The sequence below is a fragment of the Burkholderia sp. BCC1638 genome, from assembly GCF_902833195.1.
GTDB classification, from domain to species: Bacteria; Pseudomonadota; Gammaproteobacteria; order Burkholderiales; family Burkholderiaceae; genus Burkholderia; species Burkholderia diffusa.
The window spans coordinates 1-13,398 of record NZ_CADFEC010000009.1 but is presented as its reverse complement, the minus strand read 5'-3'; the positions used below and the strand labels follow the sequence as shown (position 1 = coordinate 13,398).

10 protein-coding genes are annotated in these 13,398 nt (G+C 67.3%); 2 read left to right on the top strand and 8 right to left on the bottom strand.

The window, feature by feature from the left end; all coding sequences use genetic code 11:
• Positions 1 to 23: 23 nt before the first annotated feature.
• Positions 24 to 821, bottom strand: coding sequence for a 5'-methylthioadenosine/adenosylhomocysteine nucleosidase (locus HWX22_RS12910; RefSeq protein ID WP_175908202.1), 798 nt, complete (start codon positions 819 to 821; stop codon positions 24 to 26).
• Positions 818 to 3,181 (bottom strand): UvrD-helicase domain-containing protein, encoded by a 2,364-nt coding sequence (locus HWX22_RS12905; RefSeq protein WP_175915768.1) that lies wholly within the window; start codon positions 3,179 to 3,181, stop codon positions 818 to 820. The genes HWX22_RS12910 and HWX22_RS12905 overlap by 4 nt, the downstream gene beginning before the upstream one ends.
• A 214-nt stretch (positions 3,182 to 3,395) precedes the next feature.
• Between HWX22_RS12905 and HWX22_RS12900 the strand changes: the two genes are divergently transcribed.
• Both HWX22_RS12900 and galU read left to right on the top strand, forming a co-directional pair.
• The gene (locus HWX22_RS12900; protein ID WP_175915767.1) at positions 3,396 to 6,263 is read left to right on the top strand and encodes a valine--tRNA ligase; all 2,868 of its coding nucleotides are present in this window, start codon (positions 3,396 to 3,398) and stop codon (positions 6,261 to 6,263) included.
• An 88-nt stretch (positions 6,264 to 6,351) separates the two neighbouring features.
• Complete coding sequence (galU, locus tag HWX22_RS12895; RefSeq protein ID WP_059818002.1) at positions 6,352 to 7,236, top strand: UTP--glucose-1-phosphate uridylyltransferase GalU; 885 nt, start codon at positions 6,352 to 6,354, stop codon at positions 7,234 to 7,236.
• Positions 7,237 to 7,295: 59 nt separating this feature from the next.
• Here galU and HWX22_RS12890 read toward each other — a convergent pair whose 3' ends face one another.
• From HWX22_RS12890 to HWX22_RS31780, 6 genes are all read right to left on the bottom strand, one after another.
• Entirely contained in the window at positions 7,296 to 7,910 is a 615-nt protein-coding gene (locus HWX22_RS12890; RefSeq protein WP_059818000.1) for a DUF4136 domain-containing protein, read from the bottom strand.
• 37 nt (positions 7,911 to 7,947) lie between these two features.
• Positions 7,948 to 10,335 (bottom strand): CHASE2 domain-containing protein, encoded by a 2,388-nt coding sequence (locus HWX22_RS12885; RefSeq protein WP_175915766.1) that lies wholly within the window; start codon positions 10,333 to 10,335, stop codon positions 7,948 to 7,950.
• A gap of 10 nt (positions 10,336 to 10,345) precedes the next feature.
• On the bottom strand, positions 10,346 to 11,707 hold the full coding sequence (locus tag HWX22_RS12880; protein WP_175915765.1) for a FecR domain-containing protein: 1,362 nt from the start codon (positions 11,705 to 11,707) through the stop codon (positions 10,346 to 10,348).
• Positions 11,704 to 12,408 (bottom strand): response regulator transcription factor, encoded by a 705-nt coding sequence (locus tag HWX22_RS12875; protein WP_006402120.1) that lies wholly within the window; start codon positions 12,406 to 12,408, stop codon positions 11,704 to 11,706. Before HWX22_RS12875 ends, HWX22_RS12880 begins: the two co-directional genes overlap by 4 nt.
• Positions 12,409 to 12,672: 264 nt before the next feature.
• Positions 12,673 to 13,110 carry a peptidase gene (locus tag HWX22_RS12870; RefSeq protein ID WP_175915764.1) on the bottom strand — a complete coding sequence of 146 codons (438 nt, stop codon included), beginning with the start codon at positions 13,108 to 13,110 and terminating at the stop codon, positions 12,673 to 12,675.
• A gap of 106 nt (positions 13,111 to 13,216) precedes the next feature.
• Positions 13,217 to 13,398, bottom strand: a 182-nt coding sequence (locus HWX22_RS31780) for a hypothetical protein (RefSeq protein WP_208456476.1), incomplete at its 5' end; no start/stop codon positions are given.

Here is a 13,398-nt window from a genome sequence, read left to right as displayed (position 1 = left end):
GAAGGGAAAGTACGACGGCGGCTTCAGGCCGCCGTCGTCGCATGCAGCGTCAGGAAACGCTTGAGGATGCCGGACGAATAGTTGCTCGCGATCGCCGACAGGAAGTGCGAGAACGACTGCGTCGCATGATCGTCGGCCGTATCGGAGATCGTGCGCACGATGGCGAACGGCACGTCGTGCTCGGCGCACACCTGCGCGATCGCCGCGCCTTCCATCTCGACCGCGAGCGCGTCCGGCAGCGCGTCGCGCAGCGCGACGACTTCCCGCTCGCTCGACACGAAGCGGTCGCCGCTGATGATCAGCCCGCCGTGCAGCGTCGCACCCGCCAGCCCGAAACGCTCGGCGAACCGCGCGCCCTCCTCGGCGACGAACAGCGTGCATGCGGCCTTCAGGCGAGCCGTCAGCGCCGCATCGGTCGCGAACCGCGTGATGCCGAGCAGCGGCACCTCGTAGCGCGGAAACAGCGGCGACGCATCGAGATCGTGCTGCAGCAGCAGATCGGCGACGACGACGTCGCCGACGCGCACCGTGCGCGACACGCCGCCGGCGACGCCGGTGAAGACGATGCCGGACACGCCGAACACGTGAATCAGCGCGCTGACCGTCGCGGCGGCCGCGACCTTGCCGACCCGCGCGAGCGTGACGACGCAGGCCGCGCCGTGCACGGTGCCGACGTGATAATCGCGGCGGCCGAGCGTGATCGTCTTCATCACGCCGTCGGCGCGCATCGCGACGATCAGGTCGCCGAGTTCCTCGGGCAGCGCGGCCAGAATGCCGAGCGGACGCGTCGATACCGTTTCAACCATGTCGATGCTCATCATTCCACCGCCTGCAGTTTGGCGACCGCCAGCGCGAGCCATTTCTCGCCGTGCCGTTTGAACTTCACTTGCGCCTTCGCATCGGCGCCGTTGCCTTCGAGCGCGGTGACCGTCCCCTCGCCGAACTTGGTATGGAATACCTGCTGGCCGATGCGGAAGCCGGTGTCGGCCGCGCGCTGCTTGTTCGCGAACGCCGGCAGCGACGCGGAGACCGCCGCATCGACGACCTGCTCGCGACTGCCGCCGCCCGGCCGCGCGAACCAGTCGCGCCCCCAGCCGGCGTTGTCCGAGCGGCCGCCCCAGCGCGAACCCGCCTCGACCTTCGGCGTGAGCCACTTCAGCACGTGCTCCGGCAATTCGTCGAAAAAGCGCGAGCGCACGTTGTAGCGCGTCTGGCCGTGCAGCATCCGGCTTTGCGCGAACGACAGGTAGAGCCGCTCCTTTGCGCGCGTGATCGCAACGTACATCAGCCGCCGCTCTTCCTCGAGACCGTCCGATTCGAGCACGCTGTTCTCGTGCGGGAACAGCCCTTCCTCGAGGCCGGTGATGAACACGGCCGAGAATTCGAGACCCTTCGCCGCGTGCACCGTCATCAGTTGCACCGCGTCCTGGCCAGCCTGCGCCTGGTTGTCGCCGGCTTCCAGCGACGCGTGCGACAGGAAGCCCGCGAGCGGCGTCATCGTGTCGGGGTTCTGCGCGGGGTCGCCGAGCGGCGCCGGATCGAGCACGTCGACCGTCGGATCGTCCGCGTCCACGCCGAGCTCCGGCGCCGCGATCGCGCCCGCGCGCAGCGGAATCGAGCGGGCCGGCGCATCGAGCCCGTAACCTTCCTCGCTGACGAACGCGGTGGCCGCGTTCACGAGTTCCTGCAAGTTCTCGAGGCGGTCCTGGCCTTCGCGCTCGCCCTGGTAGAAATCGGCGAGGCCACTCGCGCGCACGACGTATTCGACCGTCTCCGGCAGGCTCATCTGCTGCGTCTCGGCGCGCATCTTCGCGACGAGGTTCGCGAACGCGCCGAGGCTCGTGCCGGCCTTGCCGGTGACGTACGGAATCGCCGCGGCCATCGAGCAGTCGTACAGGCGCGCCGCGTCCGCGAGCTGCTCGATCGAGCGCGCGCCGATCCCGCGCGTCGGGAAATTCACGACTCGCACGAACGCGGTGTCGTCGTTCGGGTTGTCGATCAGGCGCAGGTACGCGAGCGCATGCTTCACTTCCTGGCGCTCGAAGAAGCGCAGACCGCCATACACGCGATACGGGATGCCCGACGTCATCAGCGTGTGCTCGATTGCACGCGACTGCGCGTTGCTGCGATACAGCACGGCAACCTCGCTGCGCGACATCCCGGTGTTGATCAGCGAGCGGATCTCCTCGACGATCCAGCCGGCCTCCTGCGCATCGGTGCTCGCCTCGTACACGCGTACGGGCTCGCCGTGGCCGGCGTCGGTGCGCAGGTTCTTGCCGAGGCGATGCGAGTTGTTCGAGATCAGCTGGTTCGCCGCGTCGAGGATGTTGCCGTGCGACCGGTAGTTCTGCTCGAGCTTGATCAGGTTGCGCACGCGGAATTCGTCTTCGAAGTCGCGCATGTTGCCGACGTTCGCACCGCGGAACGCGTAGATCGACTGGTCGTCGTCGCCCACCGCGAAGATCGCGTTCTCGCCGCCCGCGAGCATCTTGAGCCACGCGTACTGCAGCTTGTTGGTGTCCTGGAACTCGTCGACGAGAATGTGCTTGAAGCGCGCCTGGTAGTGCGCGCGCAGCGGCGCGTTGTACGCGAGCAGCTCGTAGCAGCGCAGCAGCAGCTCGGGGAAGTCGACGACACCCTCGCGCTGGCACTGCTGGTCGTACGCCTGGTAGAGCTCGACGAACTTGCGGTTGAAGTTGTCGGACGCGTCGACCTTGTCGGGACGCAGCCCCTGCTCCTTCGCGTTGTTGATGAAGTACTGGACGTTCTTCGGCGGATATTTTTCGTCGTCGACATTCGCCGCCTTCATCAGCCGCTTGATCGCCGACAACTGGTCGGCCGTGTCGAGGATCTGGAAGGTCTGCGGCAGGCCGGCGTCGCGCCAGTGCGTGCGCAGCATCCGGTTGCACAGCCCGTGGAACGTGCCGATCCACATGCCGCGCGTGTCGATCGGCATCATCGCCGACAGGCGCGCCATCATTTCGCGCGCGGCCTTGTTCGTGAAGGTGACGGCAAGCACGGTGGCCGGCGACGCGTAACCCTGCTGGATCAGCCACGCGATGCGCGTGATCAGCACGCGGGTCTTGCCGCTGCCCGCCCCCGCGAGGATCAGCGCCGGTTCGTTCGGCAGCGTGACGGCGGCGTATTGTTCAGGGTTCAGGTTGGCGAGCAGATCGGGCATGGAGCGGCAGCGGACGTGCGAGAAAAATGCGGACCCGCCATTATAAGTCGGCCGCGCGATGCCGTTTCCGATCCGTTCCGACGCCTGCCGTCGCCCGCGTTGGGGCGCCCCCGCGACCCGCCCGCCCGGGCAAGCGATGGCTGGCCGATGTGCATCCATTTATAATTGTCAGATTCGGCATCCAATTCACGCATTTTTCGGCAGATTTCCAACCATGAGCGACAGCACGCTTGCGAAGAGTTTCGAGCCCCACACCATCGAGTCCCAATGGGGGCCGGAGTGGGAAAAACGCGGCTATGCCGCACCGGCATTCGATCCGGCACGCCCCGATTTCGCGATCCAGCTGCCGCCGCCGAACGTCACCGGCACGTTGCACATGGGCCACGCGTTCAACCAGACGATCATGGACGGCCTCGCCCGTTACCATCGGATGCTCGGCGAGAACACGCTGTGGGTGCCCGGCACCGACCACGCGGGGATCGCGACCCAGATCGTCGTCGAGCGCCAGCTCGACGCACAGGGCGTATCGCGCCATGACCTCGGCCGCGAGAAGTTCGTCGAGCGCGTGTGGGAGTGGAAGCAGCAGTCCGGTTCGACGATCACCGGCCAAGTGCGTCGTCTCGGCGCGTCGACCGACTGGTCGCGCGAATATTTCACGATGGACGACAAGATGTCGGCCGCCGTGCACGACGTGTTCGTCACGCTCTACGAACAGGGCCTGATCTACCGCGGCAAGCGCCTCGTGAACTGGGATCCGGTGCTGCTCACCGCGGTGTCGGATCTCGAGGTCGCGAGCGAAGAGGAAAACGGCCACCTGTGGCACATCCGCTACCCGCTCGTCGACGGTTCGGGTTCACTGACCGTCGCGACCACGCGCCCGGAAACGATGCTCGGCGACGTCGCGCTGATGGTCCATCCGGAAGACGAGCGCTACGCGCACCTGATCGGCAAGCTCGTCACGCTGCCGCTGACGGGCCGCGAGATTCCGGTGATCGCCGACGACTACGTCGACCGCGAGTTCGGCACGGGCGTCGTGAAGGTCACGCCCGCGCACGACTTCAACGACTACCAGGTCGGCCTGCGCCACAACCTCGCGCCGATCGAGATCCTGACGCTCGACGCGAAGATCAACGACAACGGCCCCGAGCAGTATCGCGGCCTCGACCGCTTCGACGCGCGCAAAGCGATCGTCGCCGACCTCGATGCGGAGGGTTTCCTCGACTCCGTCAAGCCGCACAAGCTGATGGTGCCGCGCGGCGACCGCACCGGCGTCGTGATCGAGCCGATGCTGACCGACCAGTGGTTCGTCGCGATGACGAAGCCGGCACCGGAAGGCACGTTCAACCCGGGCAAGTCGATCACCGAAACGTCGCTCGACGTCGTGCGAAACGGCCAGATCAAGTTCGTGCCGGAAAACTGGACGACCACCTACTATCAATGGCTCGAGAACATCCAGGACTGGTGCATCTCGCGCCAGCTGTGGTGGGGGCACCAGATTCCCGCATGGTATGGCGAAAACGGCGAGGTGTTCGTCGCGCGCAACGAGGAAGAAGCGCGCGCCCAGGCCGCCGCGAAGGGCTATGCCGGCGCGCTGAAGCGCGACGAGGACGTGCTCGACACGTGGTTCTCGTCGGCGCTCGTGCCGTTCTCGTCGCTCGGCTGGCCGAACGACACGCCTGAACTGCAGCACTTCCTGCCGTCGTCGGTGCTCGTCACCGGCTTCGACATCATCTTCTTCTGGGTCGCCCGGATGGTGATGATGACGACGCACTTCACCGGCAAGGTGCCGTTCCACACCGTCTACGTGCACGGCCTCGTGCGCGACGCGGAAGGCCAGAAGATGTCGAAGAGCAAGGGCAACACGCTCGACCCGATCGACATCGTCGACGGCATCGACCTCGAAACGCTGGTCGCGAAGCGCACGACGGGCCTGATGAACCCGAAGCAGGCCGCCACCATCGAGAAGAAGACGCGCAAGGAATTCCCGGACGGCATCGCCGCGTTCGGCACCGACGCGCTGCGCTTCACGATGGCGTCGATGGCGACGCTCGGCCGCAACGTGAACTTCGACCTCGCGCGCTGCGAAGGCTATCGCAACTTCTGCAACAAGCTGTGGAACGCGACGCGCTTCGTGCTGATGAACTGCGAAGGCCACGACTGCGGCGCCGACAAGCCGGAAGTGTGCGGCGCGGGCGACTGCGGCCCCGGCGGCTACCTCGACTTCTCGGCGGCCGACCGCTGGATCGTGTCGCTCCTGCAGCGCACCGAGGCCGACATCGCGAAGGGCTTCGCCGATTACCGCTTCGACAACATCGCCACCAGCATCTACAAGTTCGTGTGGGACGAGTACTGCGACTGGTACCTCGAACTCGCGAAGGTGCAGATCCAGAACGGCACGCCGGAACAGCAGCGCGCGACGCGTCGCACGCTGCTGCGCGTGCTGGAAACGGTGCTGCGTCTCGCGCACCCGATCATCCCGTTCATCACCGAAGCGCTCTGGCAGAAGGTCGCGCCGCTCGCCGGCCGTTATCCGCAAGGCAAGGCCGAAGGCGAAGCGTCGCTGATGATGCAGGCGTATCCGGTCGCGAACCTGCAGAAGATCGACGAGGCGTCGGAGCAATGGGCGGCCGACCTGAAGGCGATCGTCGACGCGTGCCGCAACCTGCGCGGCGAGATGAACCTGTCGCCGGCGACCAAGGTGCCGCTGCTCGCGGCCGGCGACGCCGAGCGCCTGCGCTCGTTCGCGCCGTACGTCCAGGCCCTCGCCCGCCTGTCGGAAGTGCAGATCCTGGCCGACGAAGCGACGCTCGACCAGGCCGCGCACGGCGCGCCGATCGCGATCGTGGGCCCGAACAAGCTGGTACTGAAAGTGGAAATCGACGTCGCGGCCGAACGCGAGCGCCTGTCGAAGGAAATCGCGCGCCTGACGGGCGAAATCGCGAAGTGCAACGCGAAGCTCGGCAACGAGGCGTTCGTCGCGAAAGCGCCGCCGGCCGTGGTCGAACAGGAGCAGAAGCGTGTCGCCGAATTCCAGAGCACGCTGGAAAAACTGCGCGCTCAGCTCGATCGGTTGCCTGCGTAACAAACGGTAAGGTCGTTTGCGTTCACTATAATCGGAACGTGAACATAAGACTGTCTGACAAGTCGATTACAGGAATAAAGGTTCGATCATGTTGAAAGTCACCAAGGCGGTATTCCCCGTTGCCGGTCTCGGCACGCGGTTCCTCCCGGCAACGAAGGCGAGCCCGAAGGAAATGCTGCCCGTCGTCGACAAGCCGCTGATCCAGTACGCCGTCGAGGAAGCAATCGCCGCGGGCATCACGGAGATGATCTTCGTGACCGGGCGCAGCAAGCGCGCGATCGAGGACCACTTCGACAAGTCGTACGAAGTCGAGGCCGAACTCGAGGCGCGCGGCAAGGAGAAACTGCTCGAGCTCGTGCGCAGCATCAAGCCGAGCCATGTCGACTGCTTCTACGTGCGCCAGCCGGAAGCGCTCGGCCTTGGCCATGCGGTGCTGTGCGCGGAGAAGCTCGTCGCCGACAACCCGTTCGCGGTGATCCTCGCCGACGACCTGCTCGACGGCAACCCGCCCGTGATGAAGCAGATGGTCGACGTGTTCGACCACTATCACAGCTCGGTGATCGGCGTGGAGGAGATCCCGCCGTCGGAGACGAAGTCGTACGGCATCGTCGACGGCAAGGAGTGGGAAGAATCGATCGTCAAGATGTCGGCGATCGTCGAGAAGCCGGCACCGGAAGTCGCGCCGTCGAACCTCGGCGTGGTCGGCCGATACATCCTGAAGCCGCGGATCTTCGAACATCTGCGCGCGCTGAAGCCTGGCGCGGGCGGCGAGCTACAGCTCACCGACGCGATCCAGGCGCTGCTCGCCGACGAACAGGTGCTGGCCTACAAGTATCAGGGCACGCGCTACGACTGCGGCAGCAAGCTCGGCTACCTGAAGGCGACGGTCGAGTTCGCGCTGCGCCACCCGGAAGTCGGCGCCGAGTTCGACGCGTATCTGCGCGCGCGCGGCAACGGGCAACCGGCTGCCTGAACGCGGCACGGGCCGGCCTCGCCTGCGCGGCGGCCCGCCCTCACCTCACGGCCGGCGCGTCAGCGCGCGGCGGCCGACTTCACCGAGACGACGCCCGGCATCGCGCCCGCGTCGTCTTTTTTCGTCTTCACGAGCCAGCCGTCGCCCTGCTCGAACGGCAGCTTCGCGAGCGCGCTCTTCACGAGCGTCGGCGCGGCCTGCTGCGTGCCCGCATCGCGGTCGCGCATCGACGCCGACACGCGATAGACGTCGGCGCCCGACTTCGCGTCGACGAAACGCAGCGTCAGCACGTGGCGATACACGCTGCCCGCGAACGGCAGCGCGAACGGCGCCGGCCCGTCGACGGTCACGCACGCGCTGCTTGCCGCGCCGCACTGGTCGGCCGTCGCCGCGACCGACGCCGGCTGCGTCGCGTACGCGATCGACAGCCGGTAGCGCGCGGCCTGGCCAGGCTGCGCGTCGAAGCCGCGGTGCGCGAGCTCGTCGCGCACGAGCGTCTCGATCTGCCGGTATTCGGCATCGTCGGCCTGAGCGGCCGTGCGAACGAGCTCGTAGTCGTGCGAACCGGACTCGAACGCGTTCGGCTGCCCGAGCGCGCTCACGCCGGTCGTGACGCCGGCGCAACCCGTCAACAGCGCCACCGCGAGCGCGGTCGCTGCCCATTCCTTTCTCATGACTTCCCCCAAATGCCTGCCGTCGTGCCCGGCCCTGTCAGGCGGACGGCTCGTCGATCGCGGGCAGCGACACCGTCACCGCGGTGCCGACACCCACTTCGCTGTCGACCGTCACGCTGCCGCCGTGGCGCGTGACGACCGTCTTCACGAATGCCATGCCGAGCCCCGAGCCCGAGATTTCGGGCCGCTCGCCCGCATGGAATCGCTTGAAACGCTCGAACAGATGCCGCTGATCTTCCGGCGCGATGCCGTACCCCTGATCGCGAATCGTACAGAACATCCGCTTCGATGCATGCTCGACCGTCAGCGTACACGTGATCACCGTGTCGGACGGACTGTATTTGACCGCATTGTTCAGCAGGTTGACGAACGCACGCGTGATCAGCGAGCGGTCGGCACGCGCCCAGCACATGTCGGCGCCGACGTCGGTCTCGATGCGGATGCGCTTCGCCTGCGCCTGCGGCCACACTTCGTCGCTCGCGTCGATCAGCACGTCGACGAGGCTGGTCGGTTCGAGCTGGTACGCCTGCGACTCCGCGCGCGCCAGCTGCACGAACTCGTCGGCGAGCGACAGCGCACGGTGCGCATACCGCTCGATCCGCGCGAGCAGCCCGCGCATCGCGTCGGTTTCGACGCGATCGCGCTCGATCTCGACGAGCGCGAGGATCGACGACTGCGGCGAGCGCATGTCGTGCGACAGCAGGTGCAGCGCCTCCTCGCGCTGCCGCTCGGCCGCATGCAGCTCGGTTACGTCGACGAGGCCGGCGATCCAGCCCGTCACATGGCCCTGCGCATTCGTACACGGGGCGTAGCGTAACAGATGGTCGAGCCCGTCGCGATCGCGCACCTCGATGCCGCGCGCCATCGCTTCGTCTTCGGCCCCGAGCGTCGGGTCGAGCGCGGCCGGCCAGTGTTCGCGGATCGTGACGTCGTGTTCGGCGTTGCCGTCGACGGTCTTCATGAAGGTCAACTCGCCGAGCGCGGCGCGCAGCGGCCGCCCTTCCGGCAGCGGCAGCGCGAGGCGCGCCCCATAGCGCTTCGCCGCATGGTTCGCGATCAGCACGGTCCCGGCCAGGTCGGTGACGAAGATCGGCTCCGGCATGCTGTCGAGGCTGTCCCACACGAAGCGCTTCATGTCCTGCACGCGTTGCGCGGCCTGCGCCATCAGCGCTATCTGCCGTTCGAGCACGTCGCCGCCGACGCTGCGCGTGCGCGGCGCCTCGGGCAGCAGGTGCGGCTCGTCGGCCAGCCGCTGCAGCTCACGGCGCAGGTGCGACATCGTCATTTCCAGGCGCCGCCAGTTCCAGATCGGGTAGACGGCGATCAGCCCGAAGATCGCCGGCGCGGGCGACAGCCACACGCGCGCCTCGAACAGCAGCGCCAGGCTCGCGACGACGGAGAGCGCGGCCAGGCTCAGCGTCAGCAGCAGCGCGCGCCACGGCGACAGCATCAGGAAACCGCCCAGCAGCACGGCGAGCGGCAGCAGCGATGCGGCGAAGAGCCAGTCGCGAGGCGCGGGCAGGATCGCGCTGCCGGTGGCCAGCATGTCGAGGACGTTCGCATGAATGTACACGCCGGCGAGCGGGCCGAAGTCCCCCGACACCGGGGTCGCGAAGCGATCGAAGAGGCCCGATGCGGTCACGCCGACGACGACGATCTTGCCGCGCAGCGCGTCGGGTTTCACGCGCCCTTCGAGCACGTCGTCGAACGACACCGTCGGATAGGCGGGCGTATTGCGGCTGAACGGGATCAGGTAGCGGCCCTCGCCGTTCGCGTCGCGCGACAGGTCGTGCGCATTCGCGCCGGGCACACCGCCGACCGGATGCAGCCGGCCGGCCTGGATCGCACGATAGACGGGCACCATCAGTTGCGGCCAGCGCACGCGTCCGTCGCTTTCGAACAGCGCGACGCTGCGCACGATGCCGTCGGGATCGACTTCGAGATTGATGTGGCCGAGCCCCATCGTGCGTGCCGAGAGCTCCGCCACCGGCGGATCGACGGTGCGCGTGCCGTCCGCCTGCTCCGGGCTCAGCAAGACGGGCAGGAAGGTCGGCACACGGGTCATTGCGTCCGCGAACGCGCGATCCTCCGGCGACTGCTCGGTAAACAGCACGTCGTAGACGACCGCGGCCGGCTGCGCACGCGCCAGCGTGTCGAGCAGCTGCGCATGCACGCTGCGCGGCCACGGCCAGCGGCCGAGTGCGGACACGCTCTGGTTGTCGATGTCGACGACGACGACATCGGGTGACAACGGCAGGCTGCGCAGCATCAGCAGCCGGTCGTAGATGAGCCCGTCGACGCTCGACGAGAACCGGCCGAACGCGCATGCGAGGATCACCGCGATCCCGAGGCAGCCGATCGCGATCCACTCGATGAGGAAGCGGCGGCCGAGGCGCCGCCGCGGGGAAACGGAGTCGGTTTTCATGCACCGCGGGTCAGCGCGACAACGTGAACGCGCTGACCGGACTCGTCTTCTGATAGAACTTGCCGCCTTCGAACTCCTCGACCGTCACCGCCCAGTAGTAGTCGCCGGGCGGCAGGTGCGCGACCGTGATCCTGTGCGCCTGCAGGCCCATCTGGTCGACGACCGGCGCGCTCAGGTCCTTCGAGCGCGACAGCACGAACCGATAACGCGCATCGTTGCTCGCGCCATTCGGCGACCAGCGGAACTCATAGCCGTTCGGGCCGGGCGACGCGGTCGCGTCGAGCCCCATCAGGCGCCGCTCGAACGCGTAAATGTGCGGCATGCCCTCGAGGCCGTTGTCGTCGATCGCGGCAATCCGGACGAAGTACGTACCGTTCGGCACCTCGCGGAACACCGCGCGCGACGAGACGGTGCGCGTTTCGCTGAACAGCTCCAGCATGCCCGCGTCGCGCGCGAGTTGCAGGTGATAGGCGTGCGCATGCTCGAGCGGCGCGATGTCGAACGTGAGGTCGGGCTCGTCCTGCACCTTGTCGGGATGCGTGAGCGCGGGCGCCGACAGCAGCTGCACCGGTGCGCCGACCGCGCCGGACGACGTCGAGACGCTGCCGAAGTTCGCATGCACGAGCGTCGGATCGGCCGACTGCTGCTTGCCCGCGACGCCGACGGTGCCGTCGAGCACCTCGACGCGCGTCGCCGCGTTGCCGGCGGCGTCGTAGTTCACGCGGAAGCGCGTGCCGCGCACACCGGCCACGACCGACGGCGAGCGGATCTGGAAGCGGTCGTCGCGTTTCTTCAGGTGCGTGACCTCGCTGTCGACCGAGCCGCGCGTGAGTTCGAATTCGCGATCGAGCGTGCCGGTCAGCACGGTGCGGCGCAAGGTCTTCAGGTTGAGCTGACTGTCGGGCGGCAGGCTCATGTGCGTGCCGTCGGCCAGTTCGAGCGTCAGGAAGCCGTTCGCGCCGGTGCGCACGCGGTCGCCCTCGGTGAGCGTCGCATCGCTCACGAGCGGCGCGTATGCGTCGCCGGACGCGCGCTCGGCCGTGCCCTGCACCGCGACGACGCGCGCGGTCAGCTTTTCCTTGCGCAGACGCGCGACGGGCAGCTTCAGCGCGATGCCCGGCTGCAGGCGCTTCGGCGCGGGCACGCCGTTGATCTGCTGCAACAGCTGCCAGTCGTCCGAGCCCTGCAAGTAGCGCGCGGCGACGTCGTACAACGTGTCGCCGGCCTGCGTGCGGTAGACGACCGTCTTGCCCACGGCAGCAGGCGGCTGCGCGACGGCCTGCTGTGCCGCGAACGCGAACGCGACCGCGCACGCCGCATGCAGTGCCACCGCGCGCAAGCGCGCCGTGCGCTGCGTGATTCGCTGGGTCACTCCGGTTCTCCCTGGCCGACCCGCTCGAGCCGGTAGCCGTAGCCGTAGATCGGCGCGAGGCGATAGCCGTTTTCCGGCCGCAGGCCGAGCTTCGTCCGCAGCATCGAGATGTGCGTGTCCATCGTGCGCGACGGAATGTCGGTCGCCTGCTTCCACACGAGATCGAGAATATGCGCGCGCGACAGCGGTCGGTCGAGGTGCTGGAACAGCAGCAGCGCGAGCTCGAATTCCTTCTGCGTGAGACTCACGGCCTTGTCGCCGACGTACGCCTGCTTCAGGTTCACGTCGAAGCGGAACTGGTCGAACTCGCGAACGGTCGCCTCAGCGTTGACCGGATACGCGCGGCGCAGCAGCGAGCCGATGCGCGCGCGCAGGATCGGGCCCGACACGGGCTTGACCACGTAATCGTCGGCGCCGGCGTTGAGGATCTGCGTGATCCCCGCCTCGTCGTCGCGGCTCGTCATGAAGATGATCGGCAGGCTGTGCTCGGTCTGGTTCGCACGCACCCACTTGAGCACTTCCTCGCCGGACATGTCCGGCACGTTCCAGTCGAGCACGAGCAGATCGAACGTCTCGCGCTGCAGACGCTTCTTCAGGGCCTTGCCTTCCTTGAACGCATAGCATGTGTGGCCAGCGGCCGTCAGCGTTTGACTGACGAAATCCGTCTGGGCCGGATCGTCATCCAGTACAGCAATTCTCATAGCACCCCGCAAATCGAAAACGATTCGTCCAGTTCAGCTCCCCGCGCTCACCCCGCGCAGCACGCGCGCGGCCTTTGACACCGGCCGGCGAGCCGTCGTTTGCCGAGCGCGCAACCTGCGCGGCACGGCCGCCCCGGGGAAATATCTCAAAAACGGGGCACGGACGAACCGGCGATTTCATCATAGTAGTATGAAATTCGCCAAGAAATTGCGCGGACTACGGTCCTTTATTCGAATAATCCTTCCCGTCGCGCGATTGCGCGCCTAGTCGGGGCCCGCCTTGCCGGCCTTCGGCTCGGCCAGATCGTCTGTCGACAGGCGCCGCAGCCGCGCGACCGGGAACGCCTCCGGCAGCCCCAGCATCCGCTCCAACTGGCCGCGCACGCGCTCCCACGCCGGCGCCGCGTAGTCGGGCTGGCTCGCCGCCCACGTCTGCGCGAGATCGAACACGCGCTCGATCGTTGCGCCGCAATACGTGAGGCCCGCGCCGTCGTCCTGCGCGGCGCCGCGCAGCCGTTCGTCGAGCGATTCGGCCAGCCACGGCATCTCGGCCGCCGCCGAATCGGCATATGCCTCCAGCGCGGCACGCGCGTGGCGATCCCGTTGCGGGTCGAGCTCGATCCGGCTCAACCCCGCCGCGCGTGCGGGCGCGACGCATTCCGCTGCGGACGGATTTCGAATGGTCCCTGGTCTGAAGGACATGTCCTCTCCCCGTTTGTACGACGGTAGCGTCAGGCATGGCCCCCGTGCCAGCCTCGTATGACGTACCGTGGCCGGCGCATCCATCCGAGACGGACGACCGGCCGGGTCAGTATACGTAGCCGACCGTGCGACGAGGTTTAAGAATTGTCAGAGGTGTCAGAGGAGCGCTTTCCAATGGAACAGGAGCCTGGACGAGGGTCTGCACTGGCTCTTGCGTAGCGCTTTCGGCGCGTTTCCAATGCAAAAGAGCCTGTTGTTGGCCCGACACGCGCGAGTTGACCGACACCG

Bases quoted from the DNA above. Each gene is read 5' to 3' on its own strand.
- HWX22_RS12905 (WP_175915768.1), bottom strand. From the start codon at position 3,181: ATGCCCGATCTGCTCGCCAACCTGAACCCTGAACAATACGCCGCCGTC.
- HWX22_RS12875 (WP_006402120.1), bottom strand. From the start codon at position 12,408: ATGAGAATTGCTGTACTGGATGACGATCCGGCCCAGACGGATTTCGTC.
- HWX22_RS12890 (WP_059818000.1), bottom strand. From the start codon at position 7,910: ATGAGAAAGGAATGGGCAGCGACCGCGCTCGCGGTGGCGCTGTTGACG.
- galU (WP_059818002.1), top strand. From the start codon at position 6,352: ATGTTGAAAGTCACCAAGGCGGTATTCCCCGTTGCCGGTCTCGGCACG.
- HWX22_RS12910 (WP_175908202.1), bottom strand. From the start codon at position 821: ATGATGAGCATCGACATGGTTGAAACGGTATCGACGCGTCCGCTCGGC.
- HWX22_RS12870 (WP_175915764.1), bottom strand. From the start codon at position 13,110: ATGTCCTTCAGACCAGGGACCATTCGAAATCCGTCCGCAGCGGAATGC.
- HWX22_RS12885 (WP_175915766.1), bottom strand. From the start codon at position 10,335: ATGAAAACCGACTCCGTTTCCCCGCGGCGGCGCCTCGGCCGCCGCTTC.
- HWX22_RS12900 (WP_175915767.1), top strand. From the start codon at position 3,396: ATGAGCGACAGCACGCTTGCGAAGAGTTTCGAGCCCCACACCATCGAG.